The organism is Oleiagrimonas citrea, from assembly GCF_012395255.1.
Lineage (GTDB): Bacteria > Pseudomonadota > Gammaproteobacteria > Xanthomonadales > Rhodanobacteraceae > Oleiagrimonas > Oleiagrimonas citrea.
Window position 1 is genome coordinate 285,501 of record NZ_JAAZQD010000001.1, and the last position, 19,968, is coordinate 305,468.

At 64.6% G+C, this 19,968-nt stretch carries 16 protein-coding genes; 7 read left to right on the forward strand and 9 right to left on the reverse strand.

Annotation, left to right across the window (positions count from 1 at the left end; genetic code table 11):
- Positions 1-146: 146 nt before the first annotated feature.
- Complete coding sequence (soxR, locus tag HF690_RS01250) at positions 147-605, reverse strand: redox-sensitive transcriptional activator SoxR (protein WP_168608168.1); 459 nt, start codon at positions 603-605, stop codon at positions 147-149.
- A gap of 141 nt (positions 606-746) precedes the next feature.
- On the opposite strand from soxR, the gene HF690_RS01255 reads away from it, so the two are divergent.
- Positions 747-1,244: a hypothetical protein gene (locus HF690_RS01255; protein ID WP_168608169.1), complete on the forward strand. Its 498-nt coding sequence runs from the start codon at positions 747-749 to the stop codon at positions 1,242-1,244.
- A gap of 1 nt (position 1,245) precedes the next feature.
- Here HF690_RS01255 and HF690_RS01260 read toward each other — a convergent pair whose 3' ends face one another.
- From HF690_RS01260 to HF690_RS01280, 5 genes are all read right to left on the reverse strand, one after another.
- A complete protein-coding gene (locus tag HF690_RS01260; RefSeq protein WP_168608170.1) occupies positions 1,246-2,520 on the reverse strand; it encodes an FAD-dependent oxidoreductase in 1,275 nt (424 codons plus the stop codon).
- A 102-nt stretch (positions 2,521-2,622) separates the two neighbouring features.
- Complete coding sequence (locus HF690_RS01265; protein ID WP_168608171.1) at positions 2,623-4,572, reverse strand: M61 family metallopeptidase; 1,950 nt, start codon at positions 4,570-4,572, stop codon at positions 2,623-2,625.
- A 215-nt stretch (positions 4,573-4,787) separates the two neighbouring features.
- On the reverse strand, positions 4,788-5,552 hold the full coding sequence (locus HF690_RS01270) for a hypothetical protein (protein WP_146742365.1): 765 nt from the start codon (positions 5,550-5,552) through the stop codon (positions 4,788-4,790).
- A 179-nt stretch (positions 5,553-5,731) separates the two neighbouring features.
- Positions 5,732-7,315, reverse strand: a complete 1,584-nt coding sequence (locus tag HF690_RS01275; protein ID WP_168608172.1) for a serine hydrolase — start codon at positions 7,313-7,315, stop codon at positions 5,732-5,734.
- A gap of 314 nt (positions 7,316-7,629) precedes the next feature.
- Positions 7,630-8,382 (reverse strand): DUF2189 domain-containing protein, encoded by a 753-nt coding sequence (locus tag HF690_RS01280; protein ID WP_168608173.1) that lies wholly within the window; start codon positions 8,380-8,382, stop codon positions 7,630-7,632.
- Between the two features lie 338 nt (positions 8,383-8,720).
- Between HF690_RS01280 and HF690_RS01285 the strand changes: the two genes are divergently transcribed.
- From HF690_RS01285 to trxC, 3 genes are all read left to right on the forward strand, one after another.
- The gene (locus HF690_RS01285; RefSeq protein WP_168608174.1) at positions 8,721-10,259 is read left to right on the forward strand and encodes a peptide MFS transporter; all 1,539 of its coding nucleotides are present in this window, start codon (positions 8,721-8,723) and stop codon (positions 10,257-10,259) included.
- A 115-nt stretch (positions 10,260-10,374) separates the two neighbouring features.
- Complete coding sequence (locus tag HF690_RS01290; protein WP_168608175.1) at positions 10,375-12,687, forward strand: Tex family protein; 2,313 nt, start codon at positions 10,375-10,377, stop codon at positions 12,685-12,687.
- A 113-nt stretch (positions 12,688-12,800) separates the two neighbouring features.
- Positions 12,801-13,238: a thioredoxin TrxC gene (gene trxC / locus HF690_RS01295; RefSeq protein ID WP_168608176.1), complete on the forward strand. Its 438-nt coding sequence runs from the start codon at positions 12,801-12,803 to the stop codon at positions 13,236-13,238.
- A gap of 296 nt (positions 13,239-13,534) precedes the next feature.
- On the opposite strand, the gene HF690_RS01300 is transcribed toward trxC, so the two are convergent.
- Complete coding sequence (locus tag HF690_RS01300; RefSeq protein WP_168608177.1) at positions 13,535-13,849, reverse strand: YrhK family protein; 315 nt, start codon at positions 13,847-13,849, stop codon at positions 13,535-13,537.
- Positions 13,850-14,103: 254 nt separating this feature from the next.
- Between HF690_RS01300 and HF690_RS01305 the strand changes: the two genes are divergently transcribed.
- Entirely contained in the window at positions 14,104-14,832 is a 729-nt protein-coding gene (locus HF690_RS01305; protein ID WP_168608178.1) for a hypothetical protein, read from the forward strand.
- Positions 14,833-14,923: 91 nt separating this feature from the next.
- Here HF690_RS01305 and HF690_RS01310 read toward each other — a convergent pair whose 3' ends face one another.
- Complete coding sequence (locus tag HF690_RS01310) at positions 14,924-16,375, reverse strand: multinuclear nonheme iron-dependent oxidase (protein ID WP_168608179.1); 1,452 nt, start codon at positions 16,373-16,375, stop codon at positions 14,924-14,926.
- Entirely contained in the window at positions 16,372-16,725 is a 354-nt protein-coding gene (locus HF690_RS01315; protein ID WP_205300771.1) for a hypothetical protein, read from the reverse strand. Before HF690_RS01315 ends, HF690_RS01310 begins: the two co-directional genes overlap by 4 nt.
- Before the next feature lie 264 nt (positions 16,726-16,989).
- On the opposite strand from HF690_RS01315, the gene HF690_RS01320 reads away from it, so the two are divergent.
- Positions 16,990-18,936 (forward strand): CocE/NonD family hydrolase, encoded by a 1,947-nt coding sequence (locus HF690_RS01320; RefSeq protein ID WP_168608181.1) that lies wholly within the window; start codon positions 16,990-16,992, stop codon positions 18,934-18,936.
- 185 nt (positions 18,937-19,121) lie between these two features.
- Complete coding sequence (locus HF690_RS01325; protein WP_113066161.1) at positions 19,122-19,877, forward strand: M90 family metallopeptidase; 756 nt, start codon at positions 19,122-19,124, stop codon at positions 19,875-19,877.
- Positions 19,878-19,968 lie beyond the last annotated feature (91 nt).

Sequence of the window (19,968 nt, forward strand, 5' to 3'; positions counted from 1 at the left end):
TCCATGCCGCACTGCGCGGACATGACGCCGACGGTACCTGTCGCGCCAGCGTCCGTCCATGACTTTCGCCGGAGTGCGCATCGCGGCACACGAACGCATGAAGCCGGCATGGCGGGATGCGCCATGCCGACGCATCCTGCTGCGTATCAGAGCGAATCCGCATCCAACAGTCGCGGGCCGCTTCCGTCCGCACCCAGTTCATCGCTGGGATTGCGCAATGGGCATTTCTTCAGCGACAGGCAACCGCAGCCGATGCATCCGGTCAACTGATCGCGCAACTGAGTCAGACGCCCGATACGTTCATCCAGCTCCTTGCGCCAATGCCGGGACAGACGCCGCCAGTCCTCCACCGTCGGTGTGCGCGCCTGCGGCAGCGTGTCCAGCGCTTCGCCGATGGATGCAAGCGGCAGACCGGTCCGTTGCGCGATGCGGATCACGGCCAGCCTGCGCAGCACATCGCGCCGGTAGCGTCGCTGATTCCCGGCATTGCGGCGACTGTGGATCAACCCCTTGCTCTCGTAGAAATGGATCGCGGACACGCTCAACCCGCTGCGTGCGGCCACCTCGCCCACGCTGAGCAGGGCGGATTTCGGCGTTGGCTTCACATGCTTGACCTCAAGCTAACTTGAGGTCTTATCGTGCTTCGACCGCGCATGGCAATCAAGTCCGTGCACATGAACCATCGACGCAACGAGGACTCCGACATGCCCCACCCATCCCCACTGCACGTCCTGTTTCGAAACGTCATGCAAAACGTGCTGCGCGCCTACCTGCCATTGCGCAAACACGGCGAACTGCTGGATCCGGCATCGCATCTTCCCTTCGCAGAAGCATCATCGGACCGCTTGGCTGACACCCTTCATGCACGCGCCCCGCTACGCGCACAGGACATACCGATTACGCCGTTTCTGGTTCGACTGCACGCATTGCAGAATGCCAAAGACGAGTCTGCACGACGCCGAAGCGAACAAGCGCTGCTGACACTCGCCGCATCGCTGAAGAACGCTGGCGTATTCGAGTTGATCCACATCGCACATCCGGCCATCGCGGCGATGGTGCGGGACCATCTCGACGATCTCGGAAAATCCGGGGTGACCCGCCGCGATGAACATGACGCGCCCTCGGCGAATACAGCGTTCCGTTCCAGCGAATCTTCGGTCGGCACATCGCCGGCACGCTCCACGGAACGGACGCGTTCGAACAATCAGACTGCACCGGATGCCGCGGCATATGGATGCAGCTAGCTCAACCCATCCCATCCACGTCAGCATGAACGGAAGCCGCAAGCGAGGCTGGCGGCACCCGTGCAGCCAGCGCATCCAGGAACGGATCGCTCAAGGGCATACGGCCCCACCAGCCGCGCCGCGTGCCCGTCAGCACACGCAGCATCTGCCCACGCCCGCCCGGCCAGCGCGAGAGCGGATGGAACAGTGCGTCGCGCAGCGCCGGCCCCCAGCGTCGATCGGACTGGAACAGCGGTGTGAGCCAGCGACTCCAGAAGTGGTAGATACGCAGATGCGCGCGGCGCTCGTGTTGATACGCCGCCAGCGCATCGCCGACGGAGGAGTGCTCGCGCAGCGCATCACGCAGCGCGAGCGCATCCAGCAACGCCATGTTGACGCCCTGTCCGAGTTGCGGACTCATCGCATGCGCGGCGTCGCCGAGCAGGACAGCGCGATCGCGGAACCAGCGGCGCTGCACCGTATCGCGATAACGCGCCGGTGCCAGCGCACCCGGCACGGCTATGTCCGCCAACTGCATCGCGGCCTCCGGCCATACCGACTGCAGCGCTTGCCGCCACGACGGCGCATCGATGTCGTCCGTCAGCACCGCCCCCGGCAGACTCCAGAAGAAGCTCAGACGTTTGGCCGGATCGCTCGGTCGCGTGCCGACCGGCAACATGCCGGCCATGGTGCGGGCCGCCACGTAGCGCTGCTGCAGTTCGTCCGGCCACGACCACACCCCCTGCTCGACCAGACACCACTGCGCACCCCAGGGATAGGCACGATCGAACCGCGCCGGAGCCACCTGGCCTCGCAGCTGCGAGGCCGAGCCATCGGCGACGACGATGAGATCGAAGCCTTCATGACGATCCCCCTGCGCATCCGTGAGCGCGCCCTTCTGCGCATCCAGCTGCGTGATCGCACAACCGTGGTGCAGGCAGCGTCGCTCGCTCCATGCGGCGTCGAACAGCTCGAACAATGCGCCGCGCTGCAGACCCAGACCGAACAGCCGTGTGTCCAGGTCGCCATAGCGCATGTCCATCACCGCCCGACCGTGCACGGTACTTCCGAACAACCGCCGGATCGGTGCGCCGTACGCAAGCACGGCATCCAGCAACCCCATCTCCCACAGCACCTGCAGGCCGACCGGCTGCAGCAGGAACCCCGCACCGACCGGACCGGGCTGCGCCACCCGCTCGAACACCTCGACACGATGGCCGTCGCGCGAAAGCAGGATCGCAGCTGCCTGGCCGCCGCTGCCGTAACCAATCACTGCAATCCGCCGTTGCCGGTTCAAGCGCGCCCCCCTTCCCTTGCGTGCGATATGTGCAGCCGACATGCGCATCTAGCACCAGGCCTTCCGCAGCATGCCGGGAGGCCTTGCACGAGATCTTCGAGACTACTTGCGCGGCGCGATGATCCGACTCAAATAGTCCGGCGTGCCCTTGATGCGCACCAGATGCGGATACTTCAGCCCCTCGTGGTAATCCACGTCCACCGTGCGGATGCCGCCCTGATACTTGAAAGTGAGACGGATCGGCGCCGTGGCGTGCTTGGCCGCGGCAATGGCGTCCCTCAGCGCGGCATCGGAATAGTCGTGCCCGTTCACCGCGATCAGCGTCGCGCCTGTGCTGACGCCGGCCTTGAAGGCGGGACCGTCCCACAGCACATCGTTGACGGTGCCGTCCTTGTTCATCGTCATGCCGATGGACCAGGCATAGTTGTACAGATGCCGTGCGGACTGTGAACTGTCGTCGTAACGCTGTTCGTACGGACTCTTCTTGTCGGTGTAGACCAGCTTCCAGCCGGCGGCACGCAGGCCGTCCAGCAACGGCGGATTGCGCGTATAGGCATGCGTGCGCAGGAACTTCGCCCAGTCGTACTTCGCCACGCCGTTGAGTGCGGCCACCACGTCATCGAAGGTATAGGTGTGCGTCACGTAGCTGCCGTTGTCGATGCCGAAGAACGCCCTGGCGAAATCGTCCAGCGACTTGCGGTCGTGCGTCAGCGCGCGCAGCTTGGCGTCGATGGCCAGCCAAACCATCTGACCGGCGCTGTAGTACTCCTCGCTCATCTGCCAGCTTCGATACGGCAGCGGCGCGCGGCGCGCGGCAGTCGGATCGTTGGTGGTGTCCTCCAGCGTGCGCCACTGGAAACCGGGCCGGTCGTGATCGTACTTGGCCGCGACGATGGCCAGCGCGTCGCGGAACTGCCGCGGCGACCACATCCCGCTACGCGCGGTCAGCACGAAGCCCCAGTACTGGGTCTGCCCCTCGTAGACCCACAGCAGCGAATCGCCCATCGGCACATTGAAGTTCGGCGTCCACAAATCGGCGGGACGACGGAACTTGCCGTTCCAGGAGTGCGTGTACTCGTGCGCCAGCAGATCGCGATCCGGCGCGCTGGCCTCCCAGTGGGTGAAGTAGTCGGCACCCAGACCATTCTCGCTGGACTGATGATGTTCGAGTCCGTTGCCGGCCAGATGATCGGACAGCGACAGCAGGAAGTCGTAATGGTCGTAGTGATGCGAACCGAACAGACGGGTCGCCTGCGTGACCAGTGAACGGTGCATCTTCAGCTGTTCGGGCGTGAGCGCGAGATCCTTCGGCGCGTCGGCCACCATGTCCAGATGCACCGACACCTTGGCACCCGGCGCCAGATCCACGCGCTTGAAGTACTTGCCTGCATAGATCGGCGAATCGACCAGGTTGTTGAAGGTCACCGGCTTGAATGTGGTGGTGCCGTCCGACGCCGAGGCGGCGCGCAGCGCGCTGCCGAATTTCCAGCCCTGCGGCAACGTCACGCTCGGTTTGAACGTGATGCGGCGGGTGTAGTGCCCGGCCGGATACAGCGCCATCTTGTTCCACTCCAGCATCAGCATGCGGTCGGTCATCTCGAAACCGCCGTGACGACTGGACAGGTACTGGAAATCCGCATCGATCTGCGAGACACCCGCCGGCACGTCGACATGGAAGGCGTAAACGTCGTATTCGTCGCGTGTCCACGTCAGGAGCTTTCCGTTCGCCCGGAGTTCCAGACCGGCCAGCATCGCAACCGGCCCGGTCGGCGAGTGATCGCCGGGAATCCAGGCCGGATACAGCAGCGTCATGCGCCCGGGGCGGACCGGAATCGTCTCGTGCACGCGGAAGATGCCCTGCGCGGTGTCGCGGGCGTCGACATGCAGCGCAATCGTGCCCGGATACGGCGTATCCACGGGCGCGGGAACCTTGGCGCTGTGCGCCGGCTGCGCCTGCACCGAAGCGGCGGCAACTGCCATGCCGGAAATCAGAGCCAGACGAACCAGCACGCGGTGCAGACCGGGCCGACCGGAACGGAAGAAGATGGACATGGAACCCCCAAGGAAAACGCTGCAAAGTGCTCACGTTACCACTGCGCCCGCGACGAGGGACCACGCGCCGAACGCTCTGCTCCGCGTGCCAGAAGGTGCAGTGGCGCGTTCAGGTCCGCAGGCGCTGGGAGCGCCCATAGCGGTGCGGCACACACCTCGCGCATGACAACGAGCGCAGATCGACCGACCCGCCCCGCGAACGATCCGGCGCTCGCTCAGAGCTCGAAATCCGGATCCACGTCCATGTCGCCACCCTGCTGAAGGTGGTGCTGGAACACGTTCTGCACGTTGCCGTGCGCTTGATGGATCTCGGGAAACGCCATCTGCACGATCTGCGCGCCACGCTGCGCCTGCTCCTGATGCATGACGTCGTGATTGGGCCGCCCGTCCGGCAGCGCGACGAAACCGGGGAAATGCGCATCCGGCGCATCTCCGCGTCGATTCGCGTCGTGCTGCGCCTCGACGCCACCGTGAAACGCCTCGGCGTCCATCAGACCGCGCATGTTGCGCTCGGCCTGCGGCTGGTTGAAGACACCACCGTTGTGAAGTTGCTGCTCCTGCTGGCGCAGGCCGTTGAGGCGATGTCCCTCGCCATGCCCGACACCGCCGAAGCGCACGGCCCCGATCGGGTTCTGCTGCTCGAACCCCTCGGCGGCCTGGAAGAATCCCTGCACGGCGTCGCGCCGCTGGCGCAGATTGGGCACATTCGGCAATCGCTGGATCGCCTGATTCATCTGTGCATCGAAGGGATTCGGGCCGCCCCGATTGTGTCCGGGCATGCCACGGATCTGGTTGCCCACGTGCTGAGCGGCCTGCCTCGGCGCCACACCGTTGTCGACCTGCCGCTGGAATTCGCCGCGTATGCCCTGGCGGATCAGACCATGAGCCAGGACATGATCGCCCTGGTCACCGCCGCCGCCGCCACCCTGGAACAGGCCCGGCTGACGCCCTCCGCCTCGACGACCACCGCCTCCGTGCATCGCGCTTCCTCCATGGACGCTCAGGATTCTTGACCGGAAGGCGACCGGCGCCGGGCTTGTCCGGACCAGCCGCGATACCGCCTGCGCACTGTACGTACATTCTCGACGCGATCGCAACACGACCGTGTCGTGCGCGATGGAACCCGTCGCCACAGCCTGTCCGAGGTCCTGCGCGGCAGTCACCGCGTCGCGGACGGCTTCACGCGATCGAAGCGGTATCCGTGATACGTCAGCGAATTCGCAAAGCGGGCGTGGTCCGCGAAATGGAAATGCACGACCTCGCCGCCTCCGGTCAACTCGACGCGCAAGGCGTTCCTGGCTGCGTCGTAGATGCCGGCCTTGCTGCGGGCCTCACCGATCGACACATCAAGGTGATCCCCGGATTCGGTCCATCGCATCGTGCCCAGCAGCGGATTGACATACCGCCCGGCGTACGCGCGCAGAGGGTGCGGAAGCGGATGCGCATCGCGAGACCGCTGCACGCGCTGATGGGCGCGCAACGCCCGATCGAATTTCGCCTTGCGCTGCTGCAACAGGCGGAACTGCGCGTCATGCTCCGCACGGGCCTGCTTGCGCGGGGCACCCAGCCGGTCGTAGATGTAGTCGGCCATTTCGTCGGCTGCATGCGGCACGCCCACGCCATTGGTCAGCACCACCACGCCGACGCCCGTGTCGGGCATGAACGACACGTGCGAGCGATATCCCGCGAACGCGCCGAAGCGGTGCACGAGCGTGTGGCCCGCGTAGGTGCCGAGATCCCAGCCGTATCCCCAGCCGAAGCGATGATACGGGCCGAAGTCGCGATCCTGGCGGGCGTGCTCGACATGCATGGATGCAATCATGCCGACCGGAAAGATGCGGCGGCCACCCAGACGACCATCCGCCGCGTTCACGGCAACAAACTTCGCCAGATCGCGTGCCGTCGTGAAATAGCCGCCCGCCGCATGCAGATTTGCGTCCGCCTTGGCCAGCCGAATGCGTCGGAAGCCGTGACCGTCGGCTTCGTGCGGCATCGCGACCTGCTCCGTCGGCAGCGTCGAGACCCGTGCCGTGGTTTCGCGCATACCCAAAGGCTTCAGCACGTCCGCGCGCACGACCGCCTTCCAGCCATGATTCACACCGGGCGCCAGCGCCATACCGAGCAGGTTGTACGGAAAATTGCGATAGACGAAGGCATGCCCCGCCTTGGAACGGCCACAATCACGCATCAGGCGCATCAGCTGTGCCTGCGTGAACACACCACTGAACGCCGTGCGAAACACCACCGGCATGCAGGCACCGAAACCGTCGGTCATGCTGAGCAGTGATCGAATCGTCACCGTGTCGGCCCGCAACGGCGGCTTGAAACGCAGGCCATGCAGATAATCGGTGATCGGCGCATCCAGACGCATCGCACCGCGCGCAACTTCCCGCATCACCGCCGTTGCGGTCAGCGCCTTGGTGGTGGAGGCGATGTAGAACCGTGTCCGGTTGTCGACTTTTCGTCCGCTGCGCGAGTCCGCCATACCGAAACTGGCCGCATACACGACCTTGTCGCCACGGGTCACAGCGATCTGTGTGCCGGGAAAGAATCCGGCATCGACCAGGCGTTGCGCATACGCACCGACATCCGTGCGCCAGTCGGCTCGGGCGGGGATCGACACAGCAACCGTATCGGAGGAACGATCAAAGTGCGGCGATGCATGCGGCGTGGACGCAAAAAGCGCTGGCGACGTCAGCAGGCCGAGCCATGCGCCGAACCATAAAGCGGTGCGTTGAATCATGGATGAAATCTCCCTTGCGTCTGCCGAAGGCCGTGCACTTCGATAGCGCCCGCCGAGGCTCAAGCGGCGCAGCATCCCGAACGCTGCGCTTCGCCCACCACAGATACCGTCGCGAGTGCGATGGTTGCAGACGCACCGGGCATGAACCGACGCGCAGAAAAGAATGCAAGCCTCGGGATGGGTTCATCCACATGCGGCATTTCAGCCTTCGATGCATGTCCAACGGGGACTTGCGCAGCGTATCCATCGCAGGGGCATCCGCTTGTCGCCTGGAGTGCACGAACGCGCCCCCACGCCCTCGCGCAGGAAGCCCCTCACGCCGCGGGCCAGTCCGAGGCATCCAGCGTGTCGCGCGCGGCATGCCAGGTGGCGTAGGCCAGCCACGGCATGACCAGTCCCAGTCCGACCACAGTGACAAAGCCCACAAGCGTCAATACCACGATCAGCAGCCCCCACAGCAGCATCACACGCTTGTTGCGCAACACGGCATTCAGGCTGGACACGCAAGCCGTGACCATGTCGACGGAACGATCCGCGATCAGCGGCAGCGACACCACGGAGACCGCGAAGGTGAACGCGGCGAACACCGCGCCGATCAGTGATCCGATCGCCAGATATTCCATCCAGCCTGCGGCAACGCCCTTCTGCACCGGCACGAAAGCGGTCAGCATCATGCCCGCCCGCGACCACACCAGCATGATGACGAGCTGCACCAGCGCGAAGATGCCGGCCTGCCCCATCACGCGCCGCGCCACGGTGAAGGAATCACGCAGTCGTGGCCGATGCCCCGCATGCAGCGCGCGGCTGACCGAATACAGTCCGACGCCGATCAGCGGCGCCACGTACACGAAGCCGGAAAGCAGCAGCGCCAGCAGTGCGAAACGACCCAGCCGCCAGGCCAGCAGCGACACGACGGCGCTGACCAGCACGATCACCATGCCGAAGCATGCGGTCAGTCCCGGCGCCCGCCGCACATCCCGCCAGCCGGCGCGCAGCCAGCGCCAAGGCGCGGACCACGTCAGACGCCGGCAAGGCACCACGAAGGGACGTTCGGCTTCTTCGCGCATGACGCATCCTCGACGGAATCGGCGAACAAACTATAGCCAAAGCCGAAGGAACCCGGACAACGTCTCGCCCACCCACTCCACCCAAAGCGTGACGGAGAAATCACGCCCCAGTCTGTCCCCGTACGCTCGCGGCATGCACCGCGTTCGGAGCAGGAATCACGGTGGACCACTCTGAACGTTCCTCGGTGAATGCGACATCTTCGCGCCGCGCCACCACCGATGAGACGACCATCCGCAGCGGGCCGCTCCCTGGCCGGCGCCAGGTAATGCGCTCGCGCCCTGAACACCCGCGAATCGGCAGTGGTTTATGCTTGAACGGATATGTCGATGCCTCAGCCATGGGGCGCTGCACCCTGCAACACATCCAGGACACCATCTTGCTATCGCTCAACCGCGCCTTCTCGAACCAGCCCAAGGGCACCGCAGCTCTGTTCTTCATCCAGACGACCTCGACCCTGAGCTTCGCCGTGCTGTACTCGACGCTGGTTCTGTACACCACCAAGCATCTGCACTTTCCGATCAAGGAAGCCACGGAGATCATGGGTGTGTTCGGCGCGTTCAACTACGGCCTGCACCTGTTCGGCGGGTACCTGAGCGGCCGCTTCCTGAGCAACCGCAATCTGTTTACCGGCGGCATGGTGCTGCAGGTCTTCGGCTGCGGTCTGATCGCGCTGGGCACCTCGGCGATGCTCTACTGGGGACTGGCGCTGTTCCTGACCGGCAGCGGCCTCAATGTCACCTGCATCAACATGATGCTGACGCAGCGCTTCACGCCCGACGACACGCGACGCGAAGGTGCGTTCCTGTGGAACTACGCCGGCATGAACCTGGGCTTCTTCATCGGCTTCACCGTGGCCGGTCACTACCAGCTGACCAGCAGCTACGCGAGCCTGTTCCTGTTCGCGACCCTCGGCAATCTTCTCGCCATCGCGCTGGTGGCGCTGAACTGGAAGACCCTCGCCGACCGCAACACGCCGCTGCTGGACGCATCGCGTCGCGCCTACGCGGGCCGTTTCCTGGTCGGTGCCGCCATCCTGGTCGGGCTGGTGCCCGTGGTCTGGGTCCTGCTGCTGCACCCCGGTTCGACCGAGACCCTGATCAAGGGCATCTGTGTCGCCGTGGCCGCCGGTCTGGTCTATCTCACGATCCGGCATCGCGACCGGCTCGAACGCAACAACATGTGGGCCTATCTGATCCTGGCGCTGGGTTCGCTGGTGTTCTGGGCGCTGTACCAGATGGCGCCGAGCGGCCTGCAACTGTTCGCGGTCAACAACGTCGACCTCCACGTGTGGGGCGTCACCATCGCGCCGCAGTGGATCCAGAACATCAACACAGTCGTGATCGTGGTCGGCGGACCGCTGATGGCCGCCTGGTTCCAGCGTCTTCGCGCGCGTGGATGGAACGTCGACATCCCGGCGCAGTTCTCGGTGTCGCTGCTGCTGATGGGACTGGGTTTTCTCGCTCTGCCCGCGGGCATCTTCTTCGCCGACGGACAGGGGCTGGTCGGATTCGGCTGGCTGTTCGGCAGCTATGTCCTGCAGAGCATTGGCGAGCTGCTGATCTCGCCGATCGGCTACGCGATGATCGGCAAGCTGGCGCCGCGCAAGTACCAGGGCATCATGATGGGCAGCTGGATGCTGGTCACGGGACTGGCTTCGCTGTACGCGGGCGATTTCTCCGGCATGATCCCCGAACCCGACGGCGCCACGGCGCTGGCGACCGACCCGGCCTACGCCAGCCTGTTCGCCAAGCTGGGCGGCGGCAGCCTCGCCGTCGGCATTGCCCTGGTCGTGCTGATCCCGTTCCTGCGCAAGCTGATCCGCACACGCAAGCGCGATGCCGCGGACATGTCGGCCGAGGCCGTGCCCGCCCACTAGCGCGTCGGACGCACACGCCACGCTATTGACGCCAGCAGCGAAAGAATGATTCCTTTCGCTGCTTCCCTGCCCGGCTTCGGGTTTCCACGACACCGCAAGGACTCTGCACGCCCCCATGCTCAGCATCGAACAACGCATTGCCGAAGACATCGCCGCACAGGCCGCCCAGGTGCGCGCCGCGGTGAACCTGCTCGATGACGGCGCCACCGTCCCCTTCATCGCCCGCTACCGCAAGGAAGCCACCGGCGGCCTGGACGACACCCAGCTGCGCCTGCTGGAAGAACGTCTGCGCTACCTGCGCGAACTGGAGGACCGGCGCACGGCGATCCTGAGCAGCGTCGACGAACAGGGCAAGCTGACCGACGCCCTGCGCGAGCAGATCGAGAGCGCCGAAACCAAGGCGCGACTGGAGGATCTGTACCTGCCCTACAAGCCGAAGCGCCGCACCAAGGCGCAGATCGCGCGCGAGGCGGGCCTGGAGCCGCTGGCGCAGGCGCTGCGCGAAGATCCGTCCGTGGCGCCGGAAGCGCGCGCCGAGGCCTTCGTCGACGAAGAAAAAGGCGTGGCCGACACCAAGGCCGCCCTCGATGGCGCGCGAGCGATCCTGATGGAGACCATCGCCGAAGACGCCGCCCTGGTCGGCGAACTGCGCGACTGGCTGTGGGACGGCGGCACGATCCGCGCCCGCGTGTTCGAGGGCAAGGAAGACGAAGGCGCCAAGTTCCGCGACTACTTCGATCACAGCGAGGCCATCGCGAAGATTCCCTCGCATCGCCTGCTGGCGCTGATGCGCGCGCGCAACGAGGGCATCCTCGAACTGGAACTGGTGCCACCGGGCGCGGACGCCGAGCAGGGCCACGCCGCCGGCGAGGCGCGTGTCGCCCTTCACGCCGGCATCGAAAACCAGGGCCGACCCGCCGACGCCTGGCTGGCCGACACCGTACACTTGGCCTGGCACGCGAAGCTGCATCTGCATCTGAAACTGGACCTGTTCGGCCGCGCCCGCGAGGCCGCCGAAGACGCTGCCATTTCGGTGTTCGGCGACAACCTCAAGGACCTGCTGCTGGCCGCGCCAGCCGGTCCCAAGGCCGTGATGGGCCTGGACCCGGGTATCCGCACCGGCGTCAAGGTGGCCGTGGTCGACGCCACCGGCAAGGTGCTGGACACGGCAACCATCTACCCGCACGAACCGCGCCGCCAGTGGGACCAGTCCATCGCCGAACTGGCGCGTCTGTGCGGCAGGCATCAAGTCGCCCTGATCGCCATCGGCAACGGCACCGCCTCGCGCGAGACCGACAAGCTGGCCGGCGAACTCATCAAGAAACACGCGGCATTGAACCTGGCCAAGATCGTGGTCAGCGAGGCCGGCGCCTCGGTCTACTCGGCCTCGGAGACCGCCGCCCGCGAATTTCCCGATCTGGACGTGTCCCTGCGCGGCGCGGTCTCCATCGCGCGCCGCCTGCAGGACCCGCTGGCCGAACTGGTCAAGATCGAACCCAAGGCCATCGGCGTCGGCCAGTATCAGCACGATGTCAACCAGGCCAAGCTGGCGCGCTCGCTGGACGCCTGCGTCGAGGACTGCGTGAACGGCGTCGGCGTGGACGTGAACACCGCCTCCGCGCCGCTGCTCTCGCGGGTCGCAGGCCTGTCGCCGAGCGTCGCCGAGAACGTCGTGCATCACCGCGACGGCCACGGCGCCTTCCGCACCCGCAAGGCGCTGCTGGACGTGCCGCGTCTGGGCGAGAAGGCCTTCGAGCAATGCGCCGGCTTCCTGCGCATCGGCAACGGCGACAACCCGCTCGACGCCAGCTCCGTGCATCCGGAAGCCTATCCGGTCGTCGAACGCATCGTCGCCCGCTGCGGCCGCGAAGTGCGCAACCTGATCGGCGATGCGCCCTTCCTGCGCAACCTGAAGCCCGAGGACTACACCGACGAACGCTTCGGCGTACCCACCGTGCGCGACATCCTGAAAGAACTGGAAAAGCCCGGCCGCGACCCGCGCCCCGAATTCGTCACGCCCTCCTTCGCCGAAGGCGTGGAAGAGATGAAGGATCTGACCGTGGGCATGGTGCTGGAGGGCCGCATCAGCAACGTCGCCGCCTTCGGCGCCTTCGTCGACATCGGCGTGCACCAGGACGGACTGGTCCATGTTTCGGCGCTGTCGCACCAGTACGTCAAGGACCCGCGCGATGTGGTCAAGGCCGGCGACATCGTCAAGGTGAAGGTGATGGAGGTCGACCTGGCGCGCAAGCGCATTGGTTTGTCCATGCGTCTGGACGACGTGCCCGGCGAGTCGCGCGGCAACCGTCCGACCCGCGAGGACCGCCCACGCGGCAAGGGCGCGGCACGCAAGGGTTCACCGAAACCCGCCGCCGCACCGGCCAACAACGCACTCGCGGCCGCCTTCGCCCGCGCGAAGAAGGACTGATCCGGCGCGCATGACCCGAAGTCGGGGGCGAGCGTCCCCGGCTTCGGCGCCGCCCTCTTCCCTCGGCGCATTTCGCCCCTATATCCGGTGAAACCCCACAGGGAATGGTCGTCATGAGCACCCCGCTACATATCGTTTGCCCGCATTGCGAAGCCATCAACCGCGTACCCGCCGACCGGCTGGACGCCGCGCCCACCTGCGGGCGATGCCATGAGGCGCTGTTCCAGGGCGCGCCGCTGGCGGTCAACGAAGCGGCGTTCCAGAAGCATCTGACGCGCAACGACATCCCCGTGCTGGTGGACTTCTGGGCCACCTGGTGCGGTCCCTGCCGCATGATGGCGCCGGAATTCGCCAAGGCCGCGTCGCAGCTCGAACCCCGGGTCCGCCTGCTCAAGGTCGACACCGATGCCGAGCAGAACCTCGGTGCCCGTCACGGCATCCGCAGCATCCCCACGCTGGCCCTGTTCCGGGGCGGCCGCGAAATCGCGCGCCAAGCCGGTGCGATGCAGGCCGCCGGCATCATGCAGTGGGTACGCAGCCAGAGCTTGTAGTCACACGGAAGCCTTCAGGGATCCGTTCGCCGGTTCGAGCGGCATGCACTGCCAACGGCATGATCCCGCCACGGCATGAACACCAGCCTCGCCGCTCGCCGTCACGCCCACATCACAGTCATCGCGTTCCAGCACAAGGCAGATCGCTCACCCCGGATGCTGTGCACCCGACGACCACGCCACGCGCCCCCGGCCCAATCCAGACACGCGCCGCGATTCCGCCAACGCGCAGAAACCAGCCTCGCGCGCCGGAAACCACGGGAGAGTTCGCTGACGCCCGTACACGCCCTTGCTGTCTAGAAATCACCGTCATCGTCGCCGACCGCACTGCTTTGTCCCGCGTTAAACCGTTGCAGATGCAGATGCCGCAGCAAGCGGATCGTCGGGCGAATCAGCATCTCGATGCTTCCGATCAAGAACAACCAAGTGCCGTAGTACACCGTGGCATCATCGAAGAACAGAATCGTGCCCACCAGAAACCAGAGGCCGATCAATATGTCGTTCGCGATGCTGATGACCTCGTAGCGTCGTCGGATAACCAGTTCGTCACGACCGATGCGTACAACCAGATCACGAGGCTCTTCACGGTCACATGGGGATAGGGTCGACATGGCGTGCTCCGGCTGCGATCAGCGAAACATCATACTCGCTGATCGCGACGGCCAATCTGGATTGCGAAGACGCCTGATGCCGGCAATCCCGTGAGTCAGTGCGCATGCGTCCATGCGACCCAGACGAACGCTTCATGCGCGACCATGAAGCGCCTGGCGCATTTGCAGCCGAGCTCGATAGAGCGTAATAAAACAGGATCGTCGGCGATATCGGCGCACGGAAACTTCCCAATGAACAAGGAGTGTTCATCGACATGGGCAAAATGAAGAAGTCGAAGGGACCGATCGGTCGGGTCAAGATCTCACGAACAAGCAGAGGCTACTTCCACGACCTGAACCCCTATTCGCTGCATGCCACGAAGGCCCTGGCGCGCGTCGATCGCAGCCGGCTGTCCAAGATGGGGTTGGGCGTGAAGAGTCGCCATCCCCGAGTCAGCACCTTCTACACCATCTTGCAGGACCGCCGGAAGAACCATCCCGTCAAGTTCGGCAATGTGCCACAGGGACCGCACACGTTCCCGCATCACGGCATCCACCACGGCATCGTCGAGGCCAAGCGAACCGGCCAACTGGAGACATTCGCTCCACTCATCCCAAGCCCCGATGACTATGGCAAACGCGTGGACAAGGAAATCCCCAGCGGCCATGGAAAGTACGACCGTGCAAAAATTGCGAAGAGCATCTTCAAGAAACGCCATTCACGATTCGTGAAACTCAAAAACATGAGCCCCCGCAGCGAAGTGCATTCCATCCGCTTCGCCCACGTCATCAACAAGCTGATCCAGATGGACCCGCTGGGTTCCTATGCCTACAAGGGCCGTGGTGCGGGGAAAAAAGCGCTCAAGGGCAAGGGCGAAAGCGCAACCAAGCCGCTCGCGCAACAGATCGATTTGCCCAAGAACAGTGGTTTCAGCGACATCGGGGACGTGCAAAAACGCAACACGCGCATTCTGACCACGCTGGGAAAATTCAAAATCAAATAGACGCTGTTCGCACCGGGAAAATGGCAACGGTGCTGCAAACTTCCACTTCTGCCGCGGTGCCTGTGGACTGGATGCCGAGCGATCCCATCGATCACTCCATCTCGACATGCGGCGTCACCTCGACCTCGACCTCAAGCTCCGGCAGCGCCTCCGGCAATCGGCCTGCTTTCAGCGCCTGAATGAACCGATTCGGATCGCAGGTGAAGTGCACGCGCTGTACCTTCCCGCTCATTTCTGCACGATGCGCGGCAAGCTCGAATGCGAGCAGTTCATCCAGATGCGGAAGTAGATCCTTCTCGGCCAGAAACTCGGCGAATGCCCGCGCCTCTTCGGACATGAACGCCTCGGGTGCATGCAGGCTCCAGTACGTCTGCAGCAACGCCTTGAAGAAGTCCTCGCCGCGCGCCAGCAGCAGATATCGCGTGGAAAGCGGCAGCGCATCGGCAATCGTGCCCATGCGCACTGCATCGACCAGATCCCGGTAGATGCCGACGGCCGGATCATCGATGGGTGCGTCGACCGATGGCGCACTGCGATCCACCGCGTGACGGATCTGCGTGCCCCACATTTCCGGAGACGGAAGCGCCGCATCCCCCACGGACAGTACATCGCATTCTTCACGTGTGATGGTCTCGGTCGAAGAAGCGACGCAAGCGCTGCCACGAAGCGACCAGATCTCATGCAGAACGCCGCCGCATCGGACCAGATCGCCCACATCGAGGCCGGCATGAACCAGATAGTCCGGCACGATCTCGAAGACCAGCGCATGAAGCGCGGGCAACTGCGGCACGACACGCCGGGCCAGCGCCAGAAGCTCGTCCGGCGGCAGGTCGGAATGTGCATCCAGCCAATACCCCTTGTAGGGCTGTCCACCGGCCAGATGCATCTCCCACACCCGCTCGAGCGGCAAACCCTCCACAACGGATGCCACGGATTGCCGACCGTTGCGCTCGTTGGCCCAGATGTTGTGCAGATCGAGCAGGATGCCGCAGCCGGCGCGTTCGGCGATCGATCCCCAGAACTCGCTGTCGGGCAGTTCTCCCGGTCGCGGGCGCAGATAGTTGACGCCCGTCTCGAAGGCGAACGGCAACCCGAAGTCATCCTGCAGACGTCGTATGTTGTCGACGATCGTGTCCACGGAAGACCGCGACTGGATGGGCGGCATCAGGAAACCCAGGGCACGCCGATCTTCGCCGCAGCCGGTCGTCTGCAGACTCGCATGCTCGCTCCACCAGGCCGGTTTCAGACGATCGAAGGTCGCCCGCAGCGCGGGGAGATTCCGTGCGTCGGACGGCGTACTCCCGCCCACGGCGTAACCCACGCTGTGAACAAGCACGGGACGACGCTGGGCGCACAACTGCTCGAAAGCGCCCTCGTTCAATCGGAACGGCTCGTTGCCGCGCCCGTCGTCCCGCGCTCCGGCTTTCGTCCAGAACGCCTGGGGCTCGACCTCGATCAGGTCCCAGGCGTCCAGACTCGACGCAATCGTCGCCTCGAGTCCCGGCAACCAGACGATGCCGACACCGAGATCCGGCAGGTTCACCAGCCGCGGGGAGCCGACTCGTGGATCTGACCCTTGATGTCGACCACGAAGTTGCGTGTGATGTCCCAGCGGATGTCATGCCCGGATGTGCAGGCTGCGCAGCCGAGGCGGCCGAGGATGTCCTTCTGGATCCCGGCGAACTTCTTGAAGTCGAAAAGGATTTCGGCGGGCACGCTCACCCGCACGACATTGTCTTTCTGCGTCGCAAGCGCATGTTTCATTTCGATACCCATGTTCGTGTCTCCTTGTGCTCGTTGCCTGTCCTGAGAACCTTGGCGAACTGCGCTGCCGTGACCATGGTCGACGCCGCATCGGCTTGCGACCGCGATCATGCAGGCAAGCAAAGACACTACGCTGATGACTCGCCACAACAACCCGCAGTTGGTCGTAGGAGGACTCCTACACGGAAACGGCTTGGACCGGCTCGCCGCCAGGTCGAACGAGGTCGGCCCGACATGTGCGGACACGCAAAGAAATCACTGTTTCCTTCACACCGGAAGTGCCCGCCCGGCTCCGGAAGTCCACGCCCACTTGCAAAAAGGCAGTGTGCGTTCCCATAGTGCAGAAACGCCGCCGCGAACATCGATGGCGCGCTCCGACCACGAGGACTCCCCATGAGCAAAGCGACCTTGCGCTCGGCCCTGCTTGCGCTGGCCTGCATCTATTCGGCAACCCTCCTTGCCGCACCACCCTCCGACATCCGTCACGGGAACGTCACGCCCGACATGATCCAGACCGGATCGGACATTCCCGGTCACTGGAAACAGCCGGAGGGCAACTTCGACTACGTCAAGCGCGAAGTGATGATTCCGATGCGCGACGGCGTGAAGTTGCACACCGTGATCCTGATGCCGAAGCACGCGAAGAATCTGCCGATCATCCTCAACCGCACGCCGTACCAGGCCGACGGCTGCGCGCCCAACAACAGTCCGCACATGGTCGACGCCGTGTGGTCGGGCCTGAAAGACTTTGCCAACGGCACCTTCATCCTGGTCTGCCAGGACATCCGCGGAAAGTACGGCTCGCAAGGCAAGTACGTGATGACGCGCCCGCCGCGCGGCCCGCTCAATCCGACCAAGACCGACGACACCACCGACGCCTGGGACACCATCGACTGGCTGGTGAAGAACCTGAAGCAGTCCAACGGAAAGGTCGGCATGATGGGTTCGTCCTACGACGGCTGGACCGTGGTCATGGCCCTGCTCCACCCGCATCCGGCACTGAAGGTCGCGGTGCCGGAGAGTCCGATGATCGACGGCTGGATGGGCGACGACTGGTATCACTACGGTGCGTTGCGCCAAATCAACCTGGACTACTTCACCGACCAGATGACCGCGCGCGGCTCCGGAAAATCCGTTCCGCGCGAGAATTACGACGACTACACCAACTTCCTCGATGCCGGTTCGGCCGGCGCCTATGCCGACGCCCACGGTTTCAAACAACTGCCATGGTGGAACCGCTTCGCCGCACACCCGGCCTATGACGCCTTCTGGCAGCTGCAAGCGCTGGACAAGCAGGTTGCCAAGCATCCGTCCAGCGTGCCCACCATGTGGCTGCAGGGCATGTGGGACCAGGAGGACATCTACGGCGCCGTGCATGCCTGGGAAGCACTGAAAAAGGCCGGTCACGGCGCCAACAATCACTTGGTGATCGGCCCGTGGTGGCACAGCCAGATCAACCGCGACGGCTGGCACATGGGTCCGCTGAAGTGGCCGGGAAACACCACCGCGCAGTTCCGGCGGAATGTCATGATCCCGTGGTTCAACCACTATCTGCGCGACACGCCGCTCAAGCACTCGCTGCCCGAAGCGATGATCTACAACCCGGTCGAGAAACGCTGGGACCGCTTCCGCGAATGGAAGGTGGCCAGCAACCAGAAGCTCACCCCGCTCTACCTGCAGAATCGCTTCGGCCTGGGCTTCGACAAGCCGGCCGGCGGCAGTGACAGCTACGTCTCCGATCCGGCCAAACCGGTACCGTATCTGCCGCGCCCGATTCCGGCCCACGACACCGACCGCTGGCGCACCTGGCTGGTGCACGACCAGCGCTTCGTCGAGACCCGCCCCGATGTGCTGTCCTATGTCACTCCGGTGCTGACCAAGACCGTAACCATCCAGGGCGCGCCGATCGCCGACCTCTACGCCAAGACCACCGGCACCGACGGCGACTTCGTGGTCAAGTTGATCGACGTCTATCCTGGCACCTATCCGTCCGACCCGAAGATGGGTGGCTACGAGTTGCCAGTGTCGATGGACATCTTCCGCGGCCGCTATCGCAAGAGCTTCTCGCACCCCTCCCCGATTCCGGCCAACGAGGTGCAGCAATACAAGTTCCGGCTGCCCACGGTGAACTACGAGTTCAAGCCGGGCCACCGCATCATGGTGCAGATCCAGTCGACGCTGTTCCCTCTCTACGACCGCAACCCGCAGACATATGTGCCCAACATCCTGTTCGCCAAGCCCTCGGACTACCGCAAGGCCACGGTGACGATCGAGCACGGTGAAAGCGGACACAGCGCGGTGCTGCTTCCCGTCGTGGAAAGCGCGAACACGGGCCGCTGAGCTAGACGCCGGGCCGCAATATGCGGTCCGGCTCTTTGCGGATATCGAGACGCGCGGAGGTCGTCCATTCATGCGCGCCCTCCGCGCTTCGCGACAGACTCTGCGTCACGCCCCGCGTGCACGGCTTGAGAACATGCGCGGGAGCCCTGATTTCCAGGATTCCATGAGCCGCTATCGTGCGTGACATGTTCGACAAGATCCGAAATTGGCGCGTACGGCGCACCGTCGCCCGGCACCCGATCGCCGAACCGCTTTGGCGAGATGCACTCCGGCGCTGTGCCCCGGCGCGGCGGCTGGGCGCATCCGACCAGGCATCGCTGCGCGTGCTGGCCACGTTGTTTCTGGATCGCAAATCACTGGAACCCGTCCAGGGCGTGCAACTGGACGACGCCGACCGCGTCCTGCTCGCCGCCCACGCTTGCCTGCCCATCCTGAAACTGGGTCTCGACTGGTACGACGGCTGGCACAGCGTCATCGTGTATCCGGACGCATTCATTCCGCGCCGCACGCAAACCGACGCCGCCGGCGTGGTGCACCAGACCCGCAATGTGCTGGCCGGTGAAGCCTGGGGCCGCGGACCGGTGATCCTGTCCTGGGCCGATGTGCTCAATGTCAGGAAGAAACCCGGGCACAACGTGGTCATCCACGAAATGGCGCACAAGCTCGACATGCTCAACGGCGACGCCAACGGCTTCCCGCCCCTGCACCGACGCATGGATCGCCGCGTATGGACCGAGGTCTTCTCCAGCGCCTGGGATCGCCTGCATGAAGCGCGGCGCGACGGCGAGGACCTGCCAATCGATCCGTACGCCCTGGAAAATCCCGCCGAATTCTTCGCCGTGACCAGCGAGCACTTCTTCGAGGAACCGGCGCGACTGCGTGAGCACCTGCCGGACGTCTACCGGCAACTCGCGTTGTTCTATCGGCAGCACCCGTTCTAAACGTTCCGACTTCAGGAACGGATTCGTCGGCGAGAGATCCAGGCACCTCCCCCGGAACGCTTCCGGAGAAGTTCGGACGGACTTGTCCTCG